This window comes from Microbacterium sp. Be9 (assembly GCF_011754135.1).
Lineage (GTDB): Bacteria > Actinomycetota > Actinomycetes > Actinomycetales > Microbacteriaceae > Microbacterium > Microbacterium maritypicum_A.
On the sequence record NZ_WNWT01000004.1, the window covers coordinates 330391 to 353389 of the forward strand.

Consider the following 22999-nt stretch of genomic DNA (forward strand, 5'->3'; position numbering starts at 1 on the left):
ACGGGGGAGGCGTGAGTATCGGATGCCGGTGAGTCATCCCGGACGCTGAGAAGACGTATCCCCGCTCCGCACGATGAGGACGCCGCCCCGGGAACGGGGCGGCGTCTTCGTCATCCGGATCAGATGACCGCGGAGTGTTGGAGTTCCGCAGTGCGCGATGCGCTTCCCTCGCGCACGTCTCCCCAGGCGAGGGTCAACCGCCGCATCGCCTCCGCCATCCGCTCGGGTGGGAGCGTGATCGGGATGCGCACCCGGCGCTCGAGCACGCCGCCCGTCGTGAAGCGGGGGCCGGGCGGAAGAACGAGGCGCCGCTCGCGCGCGGCGAGGGAGAGCGAGGTGGACAGTGGCGCGCCGATGTCGATCCACGCGGAGAGGCCTCCGGGCGTCGGCGGCATCCGGAACCCGGGGATACCGGCCACACCCGCCTCAACCGCCCCACGACCCGCGCGCAGGCGCCGGCGGACGTGCGCGCTGAGCGCCGGCATGTCGGAGAGCAGCTCGACGGCGATGCACTGCTCGAGCAGCGCCGTACCGAGTTCGAACGAGGGGCGCACCGCGAGCAGCCGCGCGATGACGGAACGCTCCGCGCGGACCCAGCCGATGCGCATCCCGCCCCATGCGATCTTCGACATCGATCCGACGGTGATCACGTTGGGGCCGCCCGCGGCCATGGGAATCGGTGCCCAGCCCCGGTCGATGTCGAGCTCGGTCGTCGTCTCGTCGACGATGAGGTGAGTGCCCACGTTGCGCGCGGTGGTCACGATGCGCGGCCGCTCGTCGTCGGGGAGGGTCGCGCCGGTCGGATTGTGGAAGTCGGGGATGAGATACGCGACATGAGGCCGGGAGCTCATCAGCGTCTCGTTCAGATGCCGCGTGTCCCACCCGTCGGCGTCCACCGGCGTGGGGAGAAGCCGGTACCCGTGGCGGTTCAGCGCCTCGAGAGCGTGAGGGAACGTCGGCTGCTCGACCAGGGCTCGCTCACCGCGCCGCCCGATCGCCGTGAGGATCAGGTTCACCGCGTTGAGAGCACCGGAGGTGATGATGATCTCGTCGGCCGACGTCGGAGCGCCGCGATCACGGAACCGCTGCGCGACGGCTTCTCGCAGCTCGGGAAGTCCACGCAGCGAGTATCCGCTGGTGCCGCGCAGCGCCGCGAGGCGGGGCAGCGAGCGCACCGTCGCGTCGTACAGGCCCGGGGTCGAGTCCATCGACGCGATCGACAGGTCGATGGAGTCGTCGTCGGCCTCCGCGCCCGGAGCGGTGTGGCCGTTGGGGAGCGTGACACGCGTGCTTCCGCCGTGCAGACGTGAGACGTAGCCGTCGGTCTCCAGCACGCCGTAGGCGCGGGTGACCGTCGAACGGGAACGGCGCAGCTCGACGGCGAGTGCACGCTCACTCGGCAGACGCTCGCCGACGGTGAGTCGGCCGTCGAGGATCAGTGCCCTGATCCGGTCCGCGAGCCCCGACGCCGTGGCGCCGGCCACGTTGTGCGCTCCGAGCTGTTCGACGAGTCGTGATCCCATACGTCCAGCATGACGCAAAGTGGCCTGATCTATGCAGACCACTTTGCGGCGAGTGGCTTCGCCTCGAAAGGCGGATCGGGGGCCAGAGTGGAGGGATGTTCCTGCGTTCTGTGCTCCTCCCCGTGACGGCGACCAGTCGGCGCGACCTCGTCGAGAGGCTCGTGCAGCTGCTCGCCGGTCTGTTCCTCTACGGCGTCGCGCTCGGGTTCATGGTGCGGGGAGGCATCGGCGTCGCTCCCTGGGACGTGCTGGCTCTCGGTCTCGCCGCGCAGACCGGCCTCGGCTACGGCGTCATGACCGTGCTGGTCTCGATCATCGTCCTTCTGCTGTGGATTCCGTTGCGCCAACGCGTGGGGCTGGGCACCGTGTTGAATGCCCTGCTCGTCGGTCCGAGTGCGGATCTCGCGCTCGCCCTGATCCCGCAACCGTCCTCGGTGTGGATCGGCGCTCCGATGTTCGTCTTCGGGCTGCTTCTGCTGTCCTTCGCGACCGGCCTCTACATCGCGGCCGACTTCGGCCCCGGCCCTCGTGACGGCCTGATGACGGGGCTCGTCCGTCGAACCGGATGGGCGGTGTGGCTGGTGCGCACACTGATCGAAGGGAGCGTGCTGCTCGTGGGCTTCCTGCTGGGCGGCCCCGTCGGCGTCGGCACCGTGCTCTTCGCCTTCGGTGTCGGCCCGCTGATCGGCTGGTTCCTCCCGCGCATCACCCGGATGCGCGGGGCCCGATCGCAGAAGCTCGGGAGCCTCCGCACCTCCTGACGGAACACCGCGCACCTGCATGACCTGTGCACGCTTGCGTGATCGAGTACCGGCGGATGCTCATGCTTCCGTGTGATCCTCATGCCGATGAGAAGAGCGGCCCTCGGAATCCCGAGGGCCGCTCATCGTTGTGGCGTGTCAGTCGGCGCTGGCGACCACGAGGACCGCGTTGTGACCGCCGAATCCGAACGAGTTGCTGATCGCGACCTGCGGACCGTCTCCGAGGGGCGTGGCTTCGCCGGAGAGGCGGAACGGGACGGCCGGGTCGGGCTCCGTCATGTTGATCGTCGGCGGGGCGACACGGTCGCGCAGCGCGAGGAGGGAGAAGATCGCCTCGAGCGCACCGGTGCCACCGAGAAGGTGCCCGGTCGATGCCTTCGTCGCGGAGACGGGGATCTCGTCGATCCGGTCTCCGAAGACCTTCTTGAGTGCCACGTACTCGTTGGGGTCGCCGACCGGCGTCGATGTCGCGTGCGCGTTGATGTGCGTGACCTGGTCGGCCGTGACCCCGGCCTCCTCGAGCGCCTGCGTGACGGCACGGGCCGCGCCGTTGCCCTCAGGGTCGTTGCCGGTGATGTGATAGGCGTCTGCGGTGACGCCGCCACCCAGCACATAGCCGTAGATCTTGGCGCCGCGGGCCTTGGCGTGCTCCTCGGTCTCGAGGATCAGCGCGGCTGCGCCCTCGCCCATGACGAAGCCGTCACGGTCGATCGCGCCGGGACGCGAGGCATGGGCGGGGTCGTCGTTCCGGCGCGAGAGGGCCTGCGCGGAGGCGAAGGAGGCCATCGTGATCGGATGGATCGCGGATTCTGTGCCGCCGGCGATCACGACGTCCGCGAGCCCGTCCTGCAGGTGATGGAAAGCGTGGATGATCGATTCGGTGCTGGAGGCGCACGCGCTGACCACGGTCTGCGCGTAAGCGCGGGCGTGGAACTGCAGCGACAGGTTTCCGGCAGCGGCATTCGGCATGAGCATCGGAACGGTGAGAGGCATGACCCGGCGCGGGCCCTTCTCACGGAGGGTGTCCCAGGCGTCCAGAAGCGTCCAGAGGCCGCCGATGCCGGTGGCGAAGTCGACGCCGAGGCGCTCGGGGGCGACCTCGGGAGAACCGGCGTCCTCCCAGGCCTCGCGTGCGGCGATCAGCGCGAACTGCGACGAGGGGTCGAGGCGCTTGGCCTCGTGGCGGGGGAGCACCTCTTCAGGGCGGACAATCGCCTCGGCGGCGAAGGTGACGGGCAGCTCGTACTGCTGTACCCAGTCGTGTTCGAGCGTGCGAGTGCCGGACATGCCGGCCAGCAGGTTCGTCCAGTTCTCCGGGGCCGTGCCGCCGATGGCGGAAGTGGCGCCGATGCCGGTGACGACGATGCGCTTGGTCATGAGGTGTGGTTCCTTGTCGAAACGAAGTCGAACGGGTGAGAGGGCAGGCGGAGGATGCCACTCCCCGCGAGGCGCGGGAGTGGCATCCTGCCGGGATTACTCCTGGCCCGCGACGATGAAGCTGACGGCGTCGCCGACGGTCTTCAGGTTCTTGACCTCGTCGTCGGGGATGGTGACGCCGAACTTCTCCTCGGCGTTGACGACGATCGTCATCATCGAGATGGAGTCGATGTCGAGGTCGTCCGTGAACGACTTCTCGAGGGCGACCTCGGAAGCGTTGATGCCGGTCTCGTCGGTGATGAGCTCTGCGAGGCCGGCGAGGACCTCATCGTTGGTGAAAGCCATGTGGTCTTCCTCTTTCTTGCGGGTTGTTTTCGGAACCGTGGAACAGTCTAGGGAAGGTCAGCGCATTCTCAGGGAAGGACGACGACCTGTGCGGCGAACACGAGACCGGCACCGAAGCCGATCTGCAGGGCGAGACCGCCCGACAGCTCGGGGTGTTCGGCCATCAGGCGGTGGCTGGCCAGCGGGATGGAGGCGGCGGAGGTGTTGCCCGTCGTCTCGATGTCGCGCGCGATCACCGTGGTGTCGGGCAGCTTCAGCTGCTTGGCGAACTCGTCGATGATGCGCATGTTGGCCTGGTGCGGGATGAACGCGGCGATGTCGGAGGGCTCGACGCCCGCTTTGTCCAGCGCCTCGCGTGCGACCTTGGCCATCTCCCAGACTGCCCAGCGGAAGACCGTCGGGCCCTCCTGGCGGAGGGTCGGCCACGGCACCACGCCGTCGCGGAAGTCGGTGAGTGTGCCGTTCATGCCTACCGCGTCGGCCTTCGAGCCGTCGGAGCCCCAGACCGCGGGAGCGATGCCCGGCGTGTCACTCGGGCCGATGAGCGCAGCGCCCGCACCGTCGCCGAGGAGGAAGGAGATGCTGCGGTCGGTCGGATCGACGACGTCGGACAGCTTCTCGGTGCCGATCACCAGTGCGTAGCGCGCAGCGCCGGCCTTGATCAGCGCATCGGCCTGAGCGATCGCATAGGCGAAGCCGGCGCAGGCAGCGTTGATGTCGTAGGCCGCCGCGGGGTTCGCCCCCACACGGTCGGCCACGATCGCCGAGACGGACGGGGTCTGCTTGGGGTTGCTGATGGTCGCGACGATCACCAGATCGACCTGGTCCGCCGGGACACCCGACTTCTCGATCGCCTCGGCCGCCGCCGTGGTCGCGAGGTCGATCGCGTCCGTCCCCTTGTCGGCTCGCGCGCGGGTGATGATGCCCGTGCGCTGGCGGATCCACTCGTCGCTGGAGTCGATCGGACCCACCAGGTCTTCGTTCGGCACGGCGTTCTCGCCGCGGGCTGCGCCGTAGGAGTAGATGCGCGTGTATGCCGGGCCGGTCACCTGGGCGAGGGTGGCACTCATGCGGCTTCTCCATTCAGCAGCGCGACGGCCGCATCGAGGTCTTCGGGAGTCTTCACGGCGACGGTCGGGATACCGCGGAGGCCGCGCTTGGCGAGGCCGACCAGGGCGCCGGCGGGGGCGAGCTCGATGACCCCGGTCACGCCGGCGTCCGCGAAGGACTGCATGCAGAGGTCCCAGCGCACCGGCGACGAGACCTGGTCGACGAGGAAGCTCAGCGCCTGGGCCCCGTCCGCGACGACGGAGCCGTCACGGTTGGTCCAGAGAGTGATGTCGGGGTTCGCGGGGGTGACGTCGGCCACCGCGTCGCGGAGAGCGGCGACGGCGGACGCCATGTACCGCGTGTGGAAGGCTCCGGCAACCTGCAGCGGGACCACGCGGGTGCCCTTGAGGGGTTCCTCCGCGAGAGCGGCGAGAGCCGGGAGGGCGCCGGCGACGACGATCTGTCCGCCGCCGTTGTAGTTGGCGGGGGAGAGGTCGAGCTCGGCGAGGCGCGCCAGAAGGGCGTCTTCGTCGCCGCCGAGCACGGCGCTCATCCCGGTCTGCTCCTGCGCCGCAGCGTCGGCCATCGCACGGCCGCGGATGCCCACTAGGCGCATGCCGGTGTCGGCGTCGATCACGTCGCTGCCGACGAGTGCCGCGATCTCTCCGACCGAGTGGCCGGCGATGCCGTCGGCGCGACGACCGGCGCGCTGCGTCAAGGCGTCACCGGCGATCAACGACGCGGCGACGATCAGCGGTTGCGCGACACGCGTGTCACGGATCGTGTCGGCGTCGGACACCGTGCCGTGTTCGTGCAGATCGACCTCCGCGGCGTCGGAGTACGAGGCGAGGCGCTCGGCCACCCCGTCGAGCTCGAGCCAAGGGGCGAGGAATCCGGGGGTCTGCGAGCCCTGACCTGGGCATACAACGACAATCACCCACCCAGTCTGCCAACGATTGCCGGAGATCGGTGGATGATCCATCACAAGATTCGGAAAAACCCTTGTGTGTGGTGTACAGAAGGGCGCGCTCAGCGCTGCGGACGTCGAAGCGGTGGCCGCCGCCGCACCTGATCCGCCGCACCGATCGAACCGAGGATCAGCGCGGTCTGCAGGATGAGAGCCTCACGGGGGCCGGTGGCGTCCCAGCCGATGACCTCGCTCACGCGCTTCAGGCGATAGCGCACAGTGTTGGGGTGCACGAACAGCTCGCGTGCTGTGGCTTCGAGGGAGCGCCCGTTGTCGAGGTAGCTCCACAGGGTCGTCACCAGATCGGTGGAGTGCGCCTGCAAGGGGCGGAAGATGCGCTCGATCAGGGTCTGCTTCGCCAACGGGTCTCCGGCGAGTGCCCGTTCCGGGAGCAGGTCATCGGCTTCGACGGGACGGGGAGCACCGCGCCATGCACGGGCGACGGCGAACCCCGCGAGCGCGGCGCGTGCGCTCTGGCTCGCGTCCACGAGGGCAGCGACCTCGGGGCCGAGTACGACGTATCCCGGGCCGAAGGACGGCTCGAGGCGGGAGGCGATCTCCTGGAAGCCGAGCTCTTCCTCTTCGACTTCGTGCCCCTCGACTCGGGCGCGTCCGAGCACCAGGACGAGTCGGGAGCCCTGCACGCCGATGAGCACGTCGACAGCGAGCTTCCTCGCCGTACGGCGGACCAGATCGACGTCGAACTGGGGAGGCGTGGTGCCGACGAGGACGGCGACCTCCCCGTGACCGTGCCATCCGAGCGCGGCGATCCGGCTCGGGAGCTCTTCGTCGGCCTCGCCCGTGAGGATCGAGTCGACGACGAGCGCCTCCAGGCGCGCATCCCACAGGCCGCGGGCCTCCGCAGCCCTGGCGTACACGTCGGCCGCCGCGAAGGCGACATCACGCGAGTAGAGCAGGATCGCTTCGCGGAGATCGTTTCCCCGCCCGGCGACGCGCTCCTCGGTGACCTCGACCGTCACGCGGATCAGCTGCAGGGTCTGCTGGAGGCTGACGCTGCGCAGGAGTTCACGCGGGGCCGCGGCGAAGATGTCGGCCGCGATCCACGGGGTGGAGGTGGGGTCTTCGTACCACTGGATGAACGACGTGATGCCCGCCTGGGCCACCAGCCCGACCGCAGAGCGGCGGGCTGGTGGCATATCGGCGTACCACGGGAGGGTGTCCTCCAGGCGCTTGATCGTCACCGAGGCGATGTCACCGGAGATCCGGCGCAGCCAGGTGAGCGTCGCGGCCTTGTCCATGCCGGAAGGAGGAGAACCTGTCACCGAGGGCTCAGCTTTCGCCGCCCGCGTTGCCGCTGGTTCCGGCGTTCACATCGTGCAGGCTGTACTTCTGGATGGCCTGCGCGGCGAGAGAACGGTCGACGACCCCGTCTTCGGCGAGCGACTGCAGCGTGCGGACGACGATCGACGGGCCGTCGATCTTGAAGAAGCGACGAGCCGCGGCCCGCGTGTCGGAGAAGCCGAAGCCGTCGGCACCGAGCGTGGCGAAGCGGTTCGGCACCCACGGGCGGATCTGGTCCTGCACAGCGTGCATGAAGTCGCTGACCGCGACGACCGGACCCTCGGCACCCTGCAGCTTCTGGGTGAGGTACGCGGTGCGGGGCTCTTCCTCCGGGTGCAGGAAGTTGTGCTCGTCGGCGGCGAGGCCGTCGCGGCGAAGCTCGGTCCAGGACGTGACCGACCAGACGTCGGCGATCACACCCCAGTCGTTCTTCAGCAGCTGCTGAGCCTCGAGTGCCCAGGGAAGACCGACGCCCGACGCGAAGAGCTGGGCGCGGGGGCCCTCGCCCTCGCCGACCGAAACGCGGTGGATGCCGCGCACGATGCCGTCGACGTCCACGTTCTCCGGCTCCGCCGGCATGACCATCGGCTCGTTGTAGAGCGTGATGTAGTACATGACGTTGGGGTCTTCGTGGTTGCCGCCGTACATGCGCTCGAGACCGGAGCGCATGATGTGCGCGATCTCGTAGCCGTAGGCCGGGTCGTACGAGACCGTCGCCGGGTTCGTGGCGGCGAGCAGGTGCGAGTGGCCGTCTGCATGCTGCAGGCCCTCACCCGTGAGGGTGGTGCGACCTGCCGTGGCGCCCATGATGAACCCGCGGGCCATCTGGTCGCCGGCCGCCCACTGGGCGTCGCCGGTGCGCTGGAATCCGAACATCGAGTAGAAGAGGTAGATCGGGATCAGCGGCTCGCCGTGCGTGGCGTAGGAGGTGCCGGCCGCGGTGAACGCCGCGAGGGCACCCGCCTCGTTGATGCCGACGTGCACGATCTGGCCCTGCGGGCTCTCCTTGTAGGCGAGGAGGAGCTCGCGGTCGACCGACGTGTAGTGCTGGCCGTTGGGGTTGTAGATCTTCGCCGACGGGAAGTAGGCGTCCATTCCGAACGTGCGGGCCTCGTCCGGGATGATCGGGACGATGCGGTGGCCGAAGTCCTTCGAGCGCAGCAGGTCCTTCAGCAGGCGGACGAACGCCATGGTCGTGGCGATCTCCTGCGTGCCGGAGCCCTTCTTGGGCAGGGCGTACGCCGAGTCGTCCGGCAGCGACAGTCCGACGTGGGTGGAACGGCGCTCCGGCAGGTAGCCGCCGAGAGCCTGACGACGCTCGAGCATGTACTGGATCGTCTCGTCCTGGGGGCCCGGGTTGTAGTACGGGGGCAGGTAGGGGTTCTCCTCGAGCTGCGCATCCGTGATCGGGATGTGCATCGCGTCGCGGAACGTCTTGAGATTGTCCAGCGTCATCTTCTTCATCTGGTGGGTCGCGTTGCGGCCCTCGAAGTGCGGACCGAGGCCGTAGCCCTTGACGGTCTTCGCGAGGATGACGGTGGGCTTGCCCTTGTGCTCGGTCGCTGCCTTGAACGCGGCGTAGACCTTGCGGTAGTCGTGGCCACCGCGCTTGAGGTTCCAGATGTCCTCGTCGGAGTAGTCCTTGACGAGGGCCGCGGCGCGCTCGTCGCGTCCGAAGAAGTGCTCGCGCACGTAAGCGCCGGACTCGGCCTTGTACGTCTGGTAGTCGCCGTCGGGGGTGACGTTCATCAGGTTGAGCAGTGCGCCCTCGGTGTCGCGGGCGAGCAGGTCGTCCCATTCGCGACCCCAGACGACCTTGATGACGTTCCAGCCCGCACCGCGGAAGAACGACTCGAGCTCCTGGATGATCTTGCCGTTGCCGCGCACCGGGCCGTCGAGGCGCTGCAGGTTGCAGTTGACGATGAAGGTGAGGTTGTCGAGGCCCTCGTTGGCGGCGACCTGCAGCTGACCGCGGCTCTCGACCTCGTCCATCTCGCCGTCGCCGAGGAAAGCCCAGACGTGCGACTGCGAGGTGTCCTTGATGCCGCGGTTCTCGAGGTACTTGTTCGACATCGCCTGGTAGATGGCGTTGATCGGCCCGAGCCCCATCGACACGGTCGGGAACTGCCAGTACTCCGGCATCAGACGCGGATGCGGGTACGACGGGATGCCGTTCGGGGCGTGCGACTTCTCCTGGCGGAAGCCGTCGAGCTGGTCTTCGCTCAGACGTCCCTCGAGGTACGAGCGGGCGTAGGTGCCGGGCGAGGCATGACCCTGGATGAAGATCTGGTCGGCGCCGCCGGGGTTGTCGGCACCCTTGAAGAAGTGGTTGAAGCCGACCTCGTACAGCGCGGCCGACGACGCGTACGTCGAGATGTGTCCGCCGACGCCGATGCCGGGGCGCTGCGCGCGGTGCACGGTGATCGCGGCGTTCCAGCGGATCCATGCACGGTAGCGACGCTCGACCTCTTCGTCTCCGGGGAACTCGGGCTCGTTCTCCGAGGCGATGGTGTTGATGTAGTCCGTCGTCGGGACCATCGGCACGCCCAGGTGCAGCTCCTTCGAGCGCTTGAGCAGGCTGAGCATGATCTCGCGGCCGCGGCCGTGGCCCTTGGCATCCACCAGCTCATCGAGGGACTGCTGCCACTCGCCGGTCTCCTCCGGATCGCTGTCGAGGGGGCCCTGGGAGTACGGATCCTGGTCGTGCACGGTCACGGGGGAACCTTTCGTCAAGCTGGCAGGTCATGCCAAGGAAACGGGAAGCGACACGGGCAGCCTTGTCAGCTGTGCACAACGCGCGCCGGATTCAGCCTATCCCTCTTCTACGACACGGGTGCGCACCGGGCTCCCGATAGACTGACGACACCAGGGCCTTTAGCTCAGCTGGTAGAGCGCCACGTTTACACCGTGGATGTCGTCGGTTCGATCCCGGCAGGGCCCACCCCAGATCGCGAGCTCCATCCTGTCGCCGGGGCGATGACAGGATGGGAACATGATCCCGTCGAGGAAGAGCGCACTCGTGCGTGGTTTCTCCTCGGCGTCGCTCGCGACGTTCGCGGCGCTGGCCGGCCACGTGACCGGCGGCGGACAGATGCCGGGCCCGTTGGGCATCCTGGTGCCCTGGATCTTCTCCCTCATGGTCTGCGTGCTCCTCGCGGGCCGGAAGCTCTCGGTGATCCGATCGAGCATCTCCATCGCTATCAGCCAACTCCTGTTCCACCTCCTGTTCGTCCTGGGGACGATCGAGCCCTCGGGGCGGTCCCTCGGTCACGTGCACGGCACTGCCATGGTTCTGCCCGGTGCTTCCGGCACGACGGAGTTGGTCGTCGCCGACGGGACCATGTGGATCGGACACCTGTCGGCGGCGATCGTGACGGTCGCCGCCGCGCATCGCGGTGAGCGGATGCTGCTCGCGCTGCGAGACCTCGCGATTCGGGTGGTCCTCTGGGTGCGTCGTCGGGTGGCAGCGGCGTTGGGCGCCCCCGCGATGCTCGACCTGCGCGAACCCGGCGTCTCGCCGCGTGGTCGTCGTCTGCGTGAGTCGTCGACACTCGCGAGTCTGCGGGGCCGGGCTCCGCCGGCACGCGGCGTGAGCTGATCCGCACCGGCTCGTCTGCGGCCGGTGTGTTCCCGCTCTGGGCGCCACGCGCGCCCAGAGCCTCCTGAACGACCGTCGGTGCCGTCCGTCTGCGCCCGGGGCATTCCCTTCTTCCGGGTGTGCACGACGATCCATCGGCGACCCCTCACATCCGGAAAGCATCACCATGACCCTCACATCGTCCGAATCCGCCCCACACTCCCCACCCTCCCCGCCCGCCACGTCCCGTCGACGCGGATGGTTCGTCCCTCTGCTGCTCCGTCTGCACTTCTACGCGGGCATCCTCGTCGGGCCGTTCATCCTCATCGCCGCCGTCAGCGGCGCCCTGTACGCGCTGACCCCGCAGCTGGAACAGGCCGTCTACGCGGAACAGTTGCGTGCACCCGACACGCAGACATCACTCACCCTCGCGGAGCAGATCGAGGCCGCCGCCGACTACCGTGGCGACCCCTCCGGACTCCTCGCTGTGCGGCCCGCACCCGAACCCGGCGACACCACACGGATCATGTACGCCGAGGACGGGCTGGGACCGAGCGAATCCAGGGCCGTGTTCGTCGATCCCGGAACCGGAGAGATCCGCGGCGATCTGGTCGTCTACGGCACCAGCGGCGCGACGCCGCTCCGCACCTGGATCAGCAATCTCCACCGCAACCTCCACCTGGGAGACGCCGGACGTCTCTACAGCGAACTCGCCGCCTCCTGGCTCGGGATCGTGGTCGTGGCGGGTCTGGGGCTGTGGATCGTCCGCATCCGGAAGTCTCGGGTGAAGAGGGACCTCCTTCGCCCGAACCTCGCCCACAAGGGTTACCGCGGGATGCTGGGCTGGCACACGAGCATCGGGATCTGGGTCATCCTCGGTGCGCTCTTCCTCTCCGCCACCGGAATCACCTGGTCGCAGTATGCCGGGAACAACGTCAGCAGCCTTCGCGCCGCACTCGACTGGGGCACGCCCTCGATCGACACCAGCCTCGACGGCGGCACCGCGTCAGCGGACGAGCACGCCGGCCACAACGGCGCGATGACCGCACCGACCGGCGCCGCCAATCCTGCTACCTTCGACGCGATCCTCGCGATCGCGCAAGAAGAGAACGTCAACACGGGGCAGGTCGAGATCAGACCGCCGACAGAGCCCGGCACGGCATGGGCGATCCGCGAGATCAAGAGCAGCTTCCCCACGGAAGGCGACTCCCTCGCGATCAACGGGATCACCATGCAGGTCGTCGACCGGATCGACTTCGCGGACCTCCCGCTCGCGGCGAAGCTCGCCAGCTGGGGGATCAACCTGCACATGGGGGTCATGTTCGGACTCGTCAACCAGCTCGTGCTGTTCGTCGTCGCGGTCGGACTCGCCGCGATGGTCGTGCTCGGCTATCTCCTGTGGTGGAAACGGAGGCCGCCGCGTGTCACGGGCCCCGTCGTCGGGGCCCCACCCCGCCGCGTGCTGCCGACGGCACCGTGGTGGGGGATCGGAGCGGTGGGAGTCGCCGCCGTTCTCATCGGCTTCTGGCTTCCGCTCGTCGGATGGACACTCCTCGGCTTCGTGATCCTCGACACGGTCATCGGCGTCACGCGTTCGCGAGGCACGAAGGGCGGGTGAAGGCAGCCTATGAGCGGCGAGGCGACCGTCCGAAAGCCCCTGGCGGTCGCCTCGCCGCAGACCTATGCTCCCCGCATGGGACTTCTGACCTTCAGCATCAACGTCACCCTCGACGGCTGCGTCGATCATCGTGAGGGGATCGCCGACGACGAGACCCACGCCCACTTCACGCGACTGCTGCAGGAATCCGGTGCGATGCTCTGGGGCCGGACCACCTACGAGATGATGGAGGACGCCTGGCCGGCGGTCGCCCGCGGTGAGGTGGACGCTCCACGCGCGCTGTACGACTGGGCGGTCGCGCTGGACGCGAAGCCGAAGTATGTGGTCTCGTCCACGCGCGAGGACTTCCCCTGGGCCCACAGCCATCGTCTCGTCGGAGACCTGCGCACGAGCGTGCAGAGACTCAAGGACGACACCCCCGATGGTGTCCTGCTCGGCAGCGGGATGCTGGCGAGCGCGCTCGATCGCCTGGACCTGATCGACGAGTACCGGTTCCTCGTGCACCCCCGGATCGTGGGTCACGGCCCGACCCTCTATCAGGACGGACTGCCAGGAACACGCCGTCTCGAGCTGATCTCCGCCACACCGCTTCGCAGCGGGGTCATCGCGACGCACTATCGGCGGGCCCGCTGAGACCTGACCTCCGGGGAGCGAGGCGGCGCGTACGCTGGACCGCACGACACGATTCGGCGATCGGACAGGGGAGTTTTCACACATGGCGGGACGTATCGTCATCAGCGGGGCATCGGGCCTCATCGGCACCGCACTCGCCGCATCGCTCCGCGCGGATGGGATCGAAGTCACCGCTCTGGTCCGTCGGATCCCGCGATCGGAGGACGAGGCGCAATGGGCGCCGGGGGAGAGCGCACTCGACCCCGAGGTTCTGACGGGCGCAGACGCGGTCGTCGCCCTCGGCGGAGCCAGCGTGGGACGGCTGCCCTGGACACGCGGCTATCGTCGGGAGCTCGTCGACTCGCGGCTCCAGGCGACGCGTACCCTGACCACCGCGCTTCGGGCACTGCGCTCCGACGCCCCGGCGCTCGTCTCGGCATCCGCCGTCGGGTACTACGGCTCCGCCCCCGGTGAGATCCTCACCGAGGACTCGGCCGCAGGGCAGACCTTCCTGGCCGATCTGACCGTGCGGTGGGAAGCCGAAGCGCGACGCGCGGAAGACCACACCCGGGTCGCCCTGCTCCGTACCGCGCCGGTGGTGCACAGACGTGGAGTCCTCAAGCCCCTCATCCAGCTGACCCGATTCGGCGTCTCCGGGCCGTTGGGCCGCGGCACGCAGATCTGGCCGTGGATCTCGCTCGATGACGAGGTGCGGGCGATCCGCCACATCGTGGACGCCAAGATCGTGGGTCCGGTGAACCTCACCGGACCCACTCCGGCCTCCGCGAACGACATCGGTCGTGCGCTCGCCGCGCGGATGCATCGGCCGTTCTGGCTGCCCGCGCCGGCCTGGGCGCTGCGCTGGGCTCTCGGGGACGCTGCGGAATCGCTGTTGCTCCCCGACGCCGATGTCCGTCCGCAGGTACTGGAGCGGTCCGGATTCCGGTTCACACACGCGACTGCGGCGGAGGCTGTCGCCGCCGCGCTGTGACGTCGTCGAGCGGGACGGCATTCTTCCGGTGAGACCCCTCCCGGATCGGGGTGCCGCACTGCAAGACTGTGCGCATGGAGATCATCGAGAACTCGAAGCTCACGGTCGTCGGTGCGGGAAGCGTGGGATCTAGTGTCGCCTATGCGGCACTGATCCGTGGCTCTGCCCGGCACGTCGCGCTGTATGACATCGCGACCGAAAAGGTCGAGGCCGAGGTGCTCGACCTGGCCCACGGCACGCAGTTCACGGGCTCCAGCGACATCATCGGCGGCAGCGACATCTCCGTCGCGGCCGGTTCGCACGTCGTGGTGATCACGGCCGGGGCCAAGCAGAAGCCCGGCCAGACCCGCATCGAGCTCGCTGAGGTCAACGCGGGCATCATCCGCCGCATGATGCCCGATCTCCTCGAAGTCGCACCGAACGCCATCTACGTGATCGTCACGAATCCCTGCGACGTGCTGACGGTGATCGCACAGGAGGAGACGGGGCTTCCGCCGGAGCGGATCTTCGCCTCGGGAACCGTGCTCGACACGTCGAGGCTGCGGTGGAAGCTCGGTGAGCGCGCCGGAGTGTCGACCGCCAGCGTGCACGCCCACATCATCGGCGAGCACGGCGACACCGAATTCCCGCTCTGGTCCCGCGCGACGATCGGCACCGTGCCGATCCTGGAGTGGGAGACGCCGGGGCACCCGCGCTTCACGCTCGACGAGCTGCAGGAGATCGCGGTCGACGTGCGTGACGCCGCGTACAAGGTCATCCAGGGCAAGGGGGCCACGAACTATGCGATCGGCCTGTCGAGCGCGCGCATCGTCGAGGCGATCCTGAGCGACGAGCATGCGGTGATGCCGGTGAGCACGGTGCTGCGCGACTTCCACGGGCTCGACGGTGTCGCCCTCTCGGTGCCGTCGATCGTGAGCGCGGCGGGTGCCGTGCCGATCCGGAACACATCGTTCTCCGACGGTGAGCTGGCGTTGCTGCGTCAGTCCGCCGACGCCCTCACCGCCGCGGCTGCCACCCTGCGTCCCTGAGGGCGCCGGCTCGGAGGCCGACGCCCTCAGTTCTCAGCGACCGTGCGGGTCGGTGCGATTCAGCGTCGCGACGACCTGGTCGTAGTCGCCGCGGGCTTCGCCGTAGCGGAGGAACTTGACCCGCTCGACCTGGATCTCGGTGGCGTCCGGCTGCGATTCGATCAGCATCATGACCTCGTCGATGAACTCGTCGAGCGGCATCGCCGACTCGTTTTCCTCGTGCCCGGGCATGAGCGGCGTGCGCACGGCCGGCGGCTCCAGTTCGAGCACCGACACGCTGCTCCTCTCGAGCTGCAGGCGCAGAGACTCGCTGAGCATGTGGATGGCGGCCTTGCTGGCGTTGTAGGTCGGGGTCACCCGGAGCGGGGCGAACGCGAGCCCGGAGGAGACCGTCATGATCGTCGCATCCGGCTGCGCGCCCAGGTGATCGATGAAAGCGGCGATGAGCCGGATGGGTCCGAGGACGTTCGTGGTCACCGTCTCCTCGGCGGTGGCGAGGAAGCCCGACGGGGTCGTCCAGTCCTCTGCCCGCATGACGCCGGCCATGGTGATGAGCACATTGAGATCAGGTTGCTCGGCGAGCACAGTACGGGCAGCGGCCTCGATGCTGCGCGCGTCGGCAGTGTCGATGCGGATCGTGTGGATGCCGGGGTGCGCGGTCGCGATGGCCGCGAGGCGGTCCTCGCGGCGTCCGCCCACGATCACGGTGTTGCCCCGATCGTGCAGGCGCAGCGCGAGGGCGAGGCCGATACCGCTCGTCGCTCCCGGGATGAAGATGGTGTTTCCGCTGATGTTCATGCAACCAGCCTCGGCTTCCTGGCACCGTCCATCCAGAGAGCGGACATCCAGGGATCGGGGATCCCTGGAACCGGGGTCGACAGCGGGGGATACTTCAGGGGTGGATCGTGATGCGCTGGCCGAATTCCTCCTCCGTCGGCGGGAGGCGCTGAGGCCCGTCGACGTCGGGCTCCCGGCGGGGCCGCGACGACGCACCTCGGGACTGCGCAGGGAGGAGGTGGCGCAGTTGGCGACCATGTCGACCGATTACTACGCGCGTCTGGAGCAGCGGCGTGGTCCGCAGCCGAGCGTGCAGATCCTCGCCGCGCTGGCCCGGGCTCTGCGCCTGACCGAGGACGAGCGCGACTACCTCTTCCGGCTCTGCGGCCACAGTGCCCCCGATCGTGCACACATCACGGAGTACGTACGCCCCGGCATCCTCCGCGTGCTCGACCGACTGCACGACACCCCGGCCTTCGTCGTCTCCGTCCTCGATGAAGTGTTGGTGCAGAACGATGCGTCCCGCGCGCTCGTGGGCGATGCGAGTGCACTCACCGGGCTCGACCGCAGCGGCATCTACCGCTGGTTCGCGTATCCCGACGTCGAACGGCGTCGGTATCGCGAGGCCGATCACCCGCGACAGGCCCGCGCCCTGGTCGGGTCGCTGCGTTCCGCGCACGGCGTGATGGGCCCCCGATCCCGCGCCGGGGAGATCGTCTCAGAGCTGACCGCCCGGAGCCCGGAGTTCGTCGAGCTGTGGGACGCCCACGTGGTGAGCCGTCGGTTCGAGCAGCACAAGGTGATGGTGCATCCGGAACTGGGCGAGATCGAGGTGGACTGTCAGGCGCTCTTCACCGAGGATGAATCGCACGCGTTGATCGTTCTCACCGCCGCACCCGGAAGCGAATCGGCGAGCAAGCTCGAGTTCCTGAGGGTGCTCGGCACGCAGAAGGTCTGACGCGAGCCTGCCTCAGGACTCCTCGTGGGTTCGCGGGTCGGCGTCGAAGAGGCGTCCGTCCGCGCGACCCAGCGCGGTGATCGCCGCGACCTCGGCGTCGTCGAGCACGATCTCCGCCGCCGCGAGGTTCGCCACCTGGTGTGCGAGCGACGACGCCTTCGGGATCGACACCGTGCCGCGGGCGACGTGCCACGCGAGGACCGTCTGCGCGGTCGTGATGCCACGGGCCGCGGCGATGTCGTGGATCACCCGTTCGTCGAAGAGCTCTTTCGCGCGACCCAGCGGGCTCCATGCCTCGGTGAGGATGCCGTGCTCTCGGTGGTAGGCGAGCTGCTCCTCCTGCGGGAAGTACGGATGCACCTCGATCTGGTTGACGACGGGCCGCACCCCGGTCTCCTGCTCGATGCGCTCCAGGTGCTCCGGGAGGAAGTTCGAGACGCCGATCTGCCGGACGACACCGCGGGCCTGGGCGTCGACGAGCGCGGTCCAGGCCTGGACGTACTCGTCCTGAATGGGGTTGGGCCAGTGGACGAGGTGCAGATCCGTGACGTCGAGACCGAGCCGGGAGCGACTCTCCTCGATGCTCGTGCGCGCCTTCGCCGAGGGATGATGGCGGCCGGGGAGCTTGGTGGTCACGATGATCTCGGAGCGATCGACCTCCGAGGCGGCGACCCCGCGCCCGACCGAGCCCTCGTTCTCATAGTTGAACGCCGTGTCGACCAGGCGGTAGCCCGCGTCGATGCCGCCGCTGACGGCTTCCGCCCCGACATCGCCGTGGAGTCCGTAGGTGCCGAGGCCGATGGCCGGGAGGGCGAACCCGTTGTGGGCGGTGAACGAGGGGACGACGGGCTGAGTGGTCACGATGCTCCTTCTTGGCCTTTTCGTCGAGCGTACGCTGAGGGGATGACAACGGAGGCGGAGATGGCGCCGGATGACGTCGTGATCGACGACGGGTCACGCTGCCCGTGCTCGTCCGGGGACACGTTCGGCGCGTGCTGCCGCCCGATTCTCGATGGAGCCGCTGCTCCGACGGCGGAGCGTCTGATGCGTTCGCGTTACACGGCCTTCGTCGTTCAGCACGCGGCGCACCTTCTGCGCAGCTGGCATCCGACGACGAGGCCGGAGATGATCGATTTCGAGCCCGACCTCGAGTGGCGGCGGCTGGTCCTCATCGATCGCGTGGCCGGAGGCCCCTTCGACCGCGACGGCGTGGTGGAGTTCGAGGCGCTCTGGCGTCAGGGAGCAGTGAGGGGCTCGTTGCACGAACGCAGCCGCTTCGTGCGGGAGGACCGTCACTGGTACTACGTCGACGGCGACGTGCACTGATGGGCGGATGTCGTGACAGCGACTAGATTTGAGAGCGTGAACGCCAGCCCCGAGAACCAGCGCACCCTGCTCGACATCGCCGACCTCGATCGGCGCATCGCGCAGACCGAGCGTGCACGAACGAAGCCGAGCCAGGCGGGGCGGATCACCGAGCTCGTCGCGATCCGCCAGGAGCAGCTCCGCGAGCTGACCGCGCTCGCCGGCACCCGCGACGATGTGCGCACTGAGCTGAAGCGCCTGGAATCCGATGTCGCCGTCGTCGAGGCACGACGGAATCGCGACGCGGAGCGGCTCGCCGCATCGACGAACTCCAAGGACGCGCAGGCGCTCGAGCACGAATTGGCGAGCCTCGCCCGCCGGCAGAGCGACCTCGAGGACGCCGAACTCGATGTGATGGGACGGCTCGAGGAAGCGGAAGCCGCCCTCGCCGCCCAGCAGGCACTTCTCGACACCACGACGGCGGAGGGTGCCGCGCTGACGGCGCAGGCGAAGGCGGATGTCGCCGCGGCCACCGAGCTCGGTGCACAACTCGCCCGCGATCGGGCTGCCGTTGCGGAAGGCGTGGCGCCGGAGCTGCTGGCCGAGTACGCACGCCGTGCCGCGAACAGCGCGGGCGCCGCGCTGCTCACTCGCGGCACCTGCGAAGGCTGCCGCATCCTGCTCCCCAGCACCGACCTGAATGACATCCGTCGCGCGGCCGACGACCTCGTCGTCTCATGTCCCGAGTGCGGCTGCATCCTCGTGCGCACCGAGGAGTCCGGGCTCGCATGAGCGGCGCCTGCGCGCGCCGGCGATGACGACACCGGCGTCGCGCGTCGAGAGACGCATCGTGCTGATATCCGTCGGGCCGCGGGAGTACGCGGCGATCGAACTCGACGGGAACGACCGAGAACAGGACCGCACGTTTCTGCGCGCCGATGATCTCGCCGCGTGGGTTCGTTCGGTCGAGGATTCCGATGCTCCGCGATGGATCATGCGCTCCGCCGCGGAAACCTACGCGCTTCTCCTGGGCCACGGAGTTCGGATCACGCGCAGCCATGATCTGGTCCTGTGCCACGCCATCCTGCGGGACACCTCGTCGGTTCCGAGCCCGCTCCCGGCATCGCCCGATTGGGAGCGACGCGAACCGGCCGCAGCGGTCCCATCGCTGTTCGACGTGTTCGACGATGTCGTCGATGACGATGCGGTCGCCGTGACGCTCGATCAGTACCGGGCGCAGCGCGACGTGATCGCTGCGGCACCGGACGGACGTCTCACACTGCTGTGCGCCGCCGAATCGGCGGGTGGCCTGATCGCCGAGGAGATGCGGGTCGCAGGGTTGCCCTGGGACGCGGGCGTGCAGGATGCGATCCTGACCGACGCCTTGGGGACGCGTCCGGTCGCCGGGGGAGTGCCGAGCCGCATGGTCGAGCTCGGCGATCGGGTGCGTGAGCTCCTCGGTGACTCGTCGCTCCACCTCGACAGCCAGCAGAAGCTGCTTCGGGCGCTGCATCGCGTCGGCATCCAGGTGGAGTCGACGAGTCGGTGGGAGCTTGCAGAGCACGATCATCCAGTGGTCGAACCGCTGCTCGCGTACAAGAAGCTCTCGAGACTGCTCAGCGCGAACGGCTGGGCATGGCTTGCGGAGTGGGTGCACGAGGGACGATTCCGTCCGGTGTACATCCCGGGTGGCGTCGTCACCGGGCGCTGGGCCTCGGCCGGCGGTGGGGCGCTCCAGCTGCCGAGGAGCCTGCGCCCCGCAGTGCGGGCGGATCCCGGATGGACTCTGGTCGTGGCGGACGTCGCGCAGTTGGAACCCCGGATGCTCGCCGCGATGGCGGCCGATGAGGCGATGGCCCGGGCCGCCCGGGGGAGTGATCTCTACGCCGGAGTCGTCGCCTCCGGTGCGGTCGCGACCCGAGAGGAGGCGAAGTACGCGGTTCTCGGAGCGATGTACGGAGCCACGACGGGCGACAGCGGCCGGCTGGTTCCGCGCCTGCGCAAGGTGTACCCGCGCGCGATGGCGCTCGTCGATGCCGCAGCGCGCACGGGAGAGGACGGTGGCATCGTGTCGACCTGGCTCGGCCGATCTTCCCCGCGGCCATCGGTGGAGTGGATGCGGCTGCAGTCGGAAGCGACCGACGCGGACGCCGACCCGGCGGTCGTGGCTCTCGCGCGACGCAGAGCACGCGACTGGGGGCGGTTCACCCGGAACTTCGTGGTGCAGGGCACGGCTGCCGAGTGGTCCTTGATCTGGTTGGCGGAGATCCGTCATCGGCTGCAGCAGATCCCCGAGGTGTTCGCCGAGGCTGCGGCATCCGGTCCGTTCGCACGCGCGCCGCACCTCGCGTTCTTCCTGCACGACGAGGTGATCCTGCATGTTCCGCTCGAACATGCCGAGGCCGCCGCGGAGGCCGTGCGAGAGGCAGCGGCCACCGCGACGACGAGACTGTTCGGCTCTTTCCCGATCGATGTGCCCCTCGACCTGCGCATCGCGGAGTCGGCGGAGAAGTAGTCGCAGGCCGGGGGATCCGGAGAACGTAGACTGGAGACGCGAATGGGTCGACTGGACGGCCGCGTTGCGGGTGACCGCACCGAGGAACGTCCGGGCTCCTCAGGGCAGGACGGTGGGTAACGCCCACCCGGAGCAATCCGCGAGAAAGTGCCACAGAGAGTAGACCGCCCCGCAAGGGGTAAGGGTGAAAGGGTGGTGTAAGAGACCACCGGGGGCCATGGTGACATGGCCCGCCAGGTAAACCTCGTCCGGAGCAAGGTCAGACAGAGGATGTTGACGCGGCTCGCCGAGTCCTCGGGTAGACCGCTAGAGTGCCACGGCAACGTGTCGCCGAGAGAGATGGCCGTCGAAGGGGCGAAGAACCCCGGAACAGAACCCGGCGTACAGGTCGGCCCATTCGCACCGCACGACCTGAGCAGGTGTTCTCGGTGTGCCCTCGGCGAATCCGGATCATCACGTCCATCGCCCGGAAAGGCACGTCCATGAGGTCGAGATCATGCGCGAAGTGACGCGCCGGGGTCTGGCACTGTCTCTGGTGCTCAGCGGCGTGGCGGGGTATGTGGATGCGATCGGCTTCATCGATACCGGTGGATTCTTCGTCTCCTTCATGAGCGGGAACTCGACCCAGGCCGGCGTCGACATCCTCGAGGGCGGACTCGCGGCCTCGCTCCTGCCGTTGGCGCTCGTGGCTGCTTTCGTCGCAGGAGTCGTCATGGGAGCGATCATCGCCGGGGACGGGCGCCGGCGCGCGTGGGCTGTTGCGGCGTCCGCCTCCGTCGTCGCTCTGAGCGCATGCCTCGCCGCGATCGCACCGACGGGGCCGGCTCGATTCTGGATGCTGGCCTTCGCCATGGGAGCGCTGAACACCCTGTACCTCTCGGACGGGCGCGCGCGGGTCGCGATCACGTACGCAACCGGGACGTTGGTCAGCCTGGGGCTTGCGCTCGCTTCGCTCGTCACCGGCCGATCCGGGTCCGCGTGGGTGCGTCCGCTGCTGCTCTGGGGGTCGCTCGCGGGCGGCGCCGTGATCGGTGCCGCGGCGCACCGGCTCGGAAGCGGTGCGGCGCTGCTTCTCGCCGCGATCGTGCTCGCCCTCGCTGCGGTCGGTCTGGCCGCGAGTCGCCGCGGGCGCCGGGAGCGACCGAACGATTGATCGGCGGTGTTCCGAGAGCAGTGTTCGCAGGCGACGGACAGACGAAGGCCCCGATGACTGCAGAGTCAGCGGGGCCTTCGGGTGTCAGGCGTCGTGGCGATCAGTCCCCGGCCAGGGACGCCGCACCGATGATGCCGGAGTTGTTGCGGTGGATCGCCGGGACGATCGGGGTCTTGAGATCGAGAAGCGGGAGGAAGTCGCCCGCATTCTTCGACACGCCGCCACCGACCACGAACAGGTCGGGGCTGAACAGGAACTCGATGTGCGAGTAGAACGCCTGCAGGCGCTCGGCCCACTCGGCCCAGGTGAGGTTCTCGCGCTCGCGCGCCGAGGTCGCGGCGTACGTCTCGACCGACTCGTACTCACGGAAGTTCAGGTGCCCGAGCTCGGTGTTCGGCAGCAGCACACCGTCGTAGAGGAAAGCCGATCCGATACCGGTGCCGAGGGTCGTCAGAAGGGTGAAGCCGCGCACGTCCCTGGCGGCTCCATGGCGGGCCTCCGCGACGCCGGCGGCATCGGCGTCGTTGACGAAGACGATGTTGCGGCCGAGGCCGTCCCGGAAGAACCGCTCCGCGTCGAAGTCGATCCACTCCTTCGAGACGTTCGCCGCGGAGAGGGTCTTGCCGCGCTTGACGATCGCCGGGAAGGCGACACCGAGCGGAAGGGTGGAGTCGTGGACGTCGAGCGTCTTCAGAACGGTCTGCACGGCGTTGAGCACATCCTGCGGCGATGCGCCCTCGGGAGTGGGGACCCGCACCCGGTCGGATGCCATGATTCCGTGCTCGAGGTCGACGATTCCTGCTTTGATACCCGTGCCGCCGATGTCGACGCCGATCGCTTTTGCCATGGGCGATAGCTTAGCGACCGCGGTGCGCGCCAGTAGGATCGATGACATCACGTGAAGAAGGGGCAGACATGTCTGACGGCGACCACAAGTACTGGTACAACTCCACGACCGGCGAGATCGAGTTCGGCATGATCTCGCCCTCCATCGACCGCATCGGTCCGTTCGACACGGAGGCCGAGGCCCGCCGTGCGCCCGAGGTCGTCAAGGAGCGTTCGCGCGCCTGGGCCGAGGAAGAGGCCGTCGAGCAGGGCTGGGATGTCAAGGGCGACGCAAAGGGCCAGGGCGCAGAGTAG

Annotated in this window: 22 protein-coding genes, 1 tRNA gene and 1 other RNA gene; 14 read left to right on the forward strand and 10 right to left on the reverse strand. The window is 68.7% G+C overall.

Translation table 11 applies throughout. The features are described 5' to 3' along the window. Positions 1-119: 119 nt before the first annotated feature. Positions 120-1523 (reverse strand): PLP-dependent aminotransferase family protein, encoded by a 1404-nt coding sequence (locus GLO27_RS05815; RefSeq protein WP_021200729.1) that lies wholly within the window; start codon positions 1521-1523, stop codon positions 120-122. 95 nt (positions 1524-1618) lie between these two features. Between GLO27_RS05815 and GLO27_RS05820 the strand changes: the two genes are divergently transcribed. Beyond that, positions 1619-2284: a membrane protein gene (locus tag GLO27_RS05820; protein WP_021200728.1), complete on the forward strand. Its 666-nt coding sequence runs from the start codon at positions 1619-1621 to the stop codon at positions 2282-2284. Positions 2285-2422: 138 nt separating this feature from the next. On the opposite strand, the gene GLO27_RS05825 is transcribed toward GLO27_RS05820, so the two are convergent. From GLO27_RS05825 to aceE, 6 genes are all read right to left on the reverse strand, one after another. Next, positions 2423-3661: a beta-ketoacyl-[acyl-carrier-protein] synthase family protein gene (locus GLO27_RS05825; protein WP_021200727.1), complete on the reverse strand. Its 1239-nt coding sequence runs from the start codon at positions 3659-3661 to the stop codon at positions 2423-2425. Positions 3662-3757: 96 nt separating this feature from the next. Further along, on the reverse strand, positions 3758-4006 hold the full coding sequence (locus GLO27_RS05830; RefSeq protein WP_017830435.1) for an acyl carrier protein: 249 nt from the start codon (positions 4004-4006) through the stop codon (positions 3758-3760). A gap of 68 nt (positions 4007-4074) precedes the next feature. Further along, a complete protein-coding gene (locus GLO27_RS05835) occupies positions 4075-5076 on the reverse strand; it encodes a beta-ketoacyl-ACP synthase III (protein ID WP_021200726.1) in 1002 nt (333 codons plus the stop codon). Further along, complete coding sequence (locus GLO27_RS05840; RefSeq protein ID WP_031207699.1) at positions 5073-5993, reverse strand: ACP S-malonyltransferase; 921 nt, start codon at positions 5991-5993, stop codon at positions 5073-5075. Before GLO27_RS05840 ends, GLO27_RS05835 begins: the two co-directional genes overlap by 4 nt. Before the next feature lie 92 nt (positions 5994-6085). Then, positions 6086-7282 carry a PucR family transcriptional regulator gene (locus GLO27_RS05845; RefSeq protein ID WP_021200724.1) on the reverse strand — a complete coding sequence of 399 codons (1197 nt, stop codon included), beginning with the start codon at positions 7280-7282 and terminating at the stop codon, positions 6086-6088. A 31-nt stretch (positions 7283-7313) separates the two neighbouring features. Then, on the reverse strand, positions 7314-10040 hold the full coding sequence (gene aceE, locus GLO27_RS05850; protein ID WP_021200723.1) for a pyruvate dehydrogenase (acetyl-transferring), homodimeric type: 2727 nt from the start codon (positions 10038-10040) through the stop codon (positions 7314-7316). 153 nt (positions 10041-10193) lie between these two features. Between aceE and GLO27_RS05855 the strand changes: the two genes are divergently transcribed. The 6 genes from GLO27_RS05855 (at position 10194) to GLO27_RS05880 (ending at position 15151) form a co-directional block, all read left to right on the forward strand. Then, a tRNA-Val gene (locus GLO27_RS05855) sits at positions 10194-10266 on the forward strand. 51 nt (positions 10267-10317) lie between these two features. Further along, entirely contained in the window at positions 10318-10923 is a 606-nt protein-coding gene (locus tag GLO27_RS05860) for a hypothetical protein (protein WP_167254003.1), read from the forward strand. A gap of 166 nt (positions 10924-11089) precedes the next feature. After that, positions 11090-12520 (forward strand): PepSY-associated TM helix domain-containing protein, encoded by a 1431-nt coding sequence (locus tag GLO27_RS05865; RefSeq protein WP_167254006.1) that lies wholly within the window; start codon positions 11090-11092, stop codon positions 12518-12520. A gap of 75 nt (positions 12521-12595) precedes the next feature. Beyond that, on the forward strand, positions 12596-13153 hold the full coding sequence (locus GLO27_RS05870) for a dihydrofolate reductase family protein (protein ID WP_031207696.1): 558 nt from the start codon (positions 12596-12598) through the stop codon (positions 13151-13153). Positions 13154-13235: 82 nt separating this feature from the next. Beyond that, positions 13236-14123 carry a TIGR01777 family oxidoreductase gene (locus GLO27_RS05875; RefSeq protein WP_021200719.1) on the forward strand — a complete coding sequence of 296 codons (888 nt, stop codon included), beginning with the start codon at positions 13236-13238 and terminating at the stop codon, positions 14121-14123. A gap of 74 nt (positions 14124-14197) precedes the next feature. Further along, a complete protein-coding gene (locus tag GLO27_RS05880; protein WP_021200718.1) occupies positions 14198-15151 on the forward strand; it encodes an L-lactate dehydrogenase in 954 nt (317 codons plus the stop codon). 33 nt (positions 15152-15184) lie between these two features. Here the strand turns inward: GLO27_RS05880 and GLO27_RS05885 are convergent, their stop codons facing one another. Beyond that, on the reverse strand, positions 15185-15949 hold the full coding sequence (locus GLO27_RS05885; RefSeq protein WP_167254008.1) for an SDR family NAD(P)-dependent oxidoreductase: 765 nt from the start codon (positions 15947-15949) through the stop codon (positions 15185-15187). Positions 15950-16049: 100 nt separating this feature from the next. On the opposite strand from GLO27_RS05885, the gene GLO27_RS05890 reads away from it, so the two are divergent. After that, entirely contained in the window at positions 16050-16886 is an 837-nt protein-coding gene (locus GLO27_RS05890) for a helix-turn-helix transcriptional regulator (protein ID WP_167254010.1), read from the forward strand. A gap of 12 nt (positions 16887-16898) precedes the next feature. Here GLO27_RS05890 and GLO27_RS05895 read toward each other — a convergent pair whose 3' ends face one another. Then, positions 16899-17747 (reverse strand): aldo/keto reductase, encoded by an 849-nt coding sequence (locus GLO27_RS05895; RefSeq protein WP_021200715.1) that lies wholly within the window; start codon positions 17745-17747, stop codon positions 16899-16901. Between the two features lie 42 nt (positions 17748-17789). Between GLO27_RS05895 and GLO27_RS05900 the strand changes: the two genes are divergently transcribed. The 5 genes from GLO27_RS05900 (at position 17790) to GLO27_RS05920 (ending at position 21859) form a co-directional block, all read left to right on the forward strand. After that, positions 17790-18212 carry a YchJ family metal-binding protein gene (locus tag GLO27_RS05900; protein ID WP_031207692.1) on the forward strand — a complete coding sequence of 141 codons (423 nt, stop codon included), beginning with the start codon at positions 17790-17792 and terminating at the stop codon, positions 18210-18212. Between the two features lie 36 nt (positions 18213-18248). After that, positions 18249-18983, forward strand: coding sequence for a C4-type zinc ribbon domain-containing protein (locus GLO27_RS05905; protein ID WP_021200713.1), 735 nt, complete (start codon positions 18249-18251; stop codon positions 18981-18983). Positions 18984-19005: 22 nt separating this feature from the next. Beyond that, a complete protein-coding gene (locus GLO27_RS05910; protein WP_167254012.1) occupies positions 19006-20706 on the forward strand; it encodes a bifunctional 3'-5' exonuclease/DNA polymerase in 1701 nt (566 codons plus the stop codon). Between the two features lie 43 nt (positions 20707-20749). Beyond that, an RNA gene (gene rnpB / locus GLO27_RS05915) (RNase P RNA component class A) lies at positions 20750-21106 on the forward strand. A gap of 96 nt (positions 21107-21202) precedes the next feature. Next, a complete protein-coding gene (locus GLO27_RS05920; RefSeq protein WP_167254014.1) occupies positions 21203-21859 on the forward strand; it encodes a DUF1275 family protein in 657 nt (218 codons plus the stop codon). A gap of 100 nt (positions 21860-21959) precedes the next feature. On the opposite strand, the gene ppgK is transcribed toward GLO27_RS05920, so the two are convergent. Next, entirely contained in the window at positions 21960-22706 is a 747-nt protein-coding gene (gene ppgK / locus GLO27_RS05925) for a polyphosphate--glucose phosphotransferase (protein WP_021200710.1), read from the reverse strand. A 68-nt stretch (positions 22707-22774) separates the two neighbouring features. On the opposite strand from ppgK, the gene GLO27_RS05930 reads away from it, so the two are divergent. After that, complete coding sequence (locus tag GLO27_RS05930) at positions 22775-22999, forward strand: hypothetical protein (RefSeq protein ID WP_021200709.1); 225 nt, start codon at positions 22775-22777, stop codon at positions 22997-22999.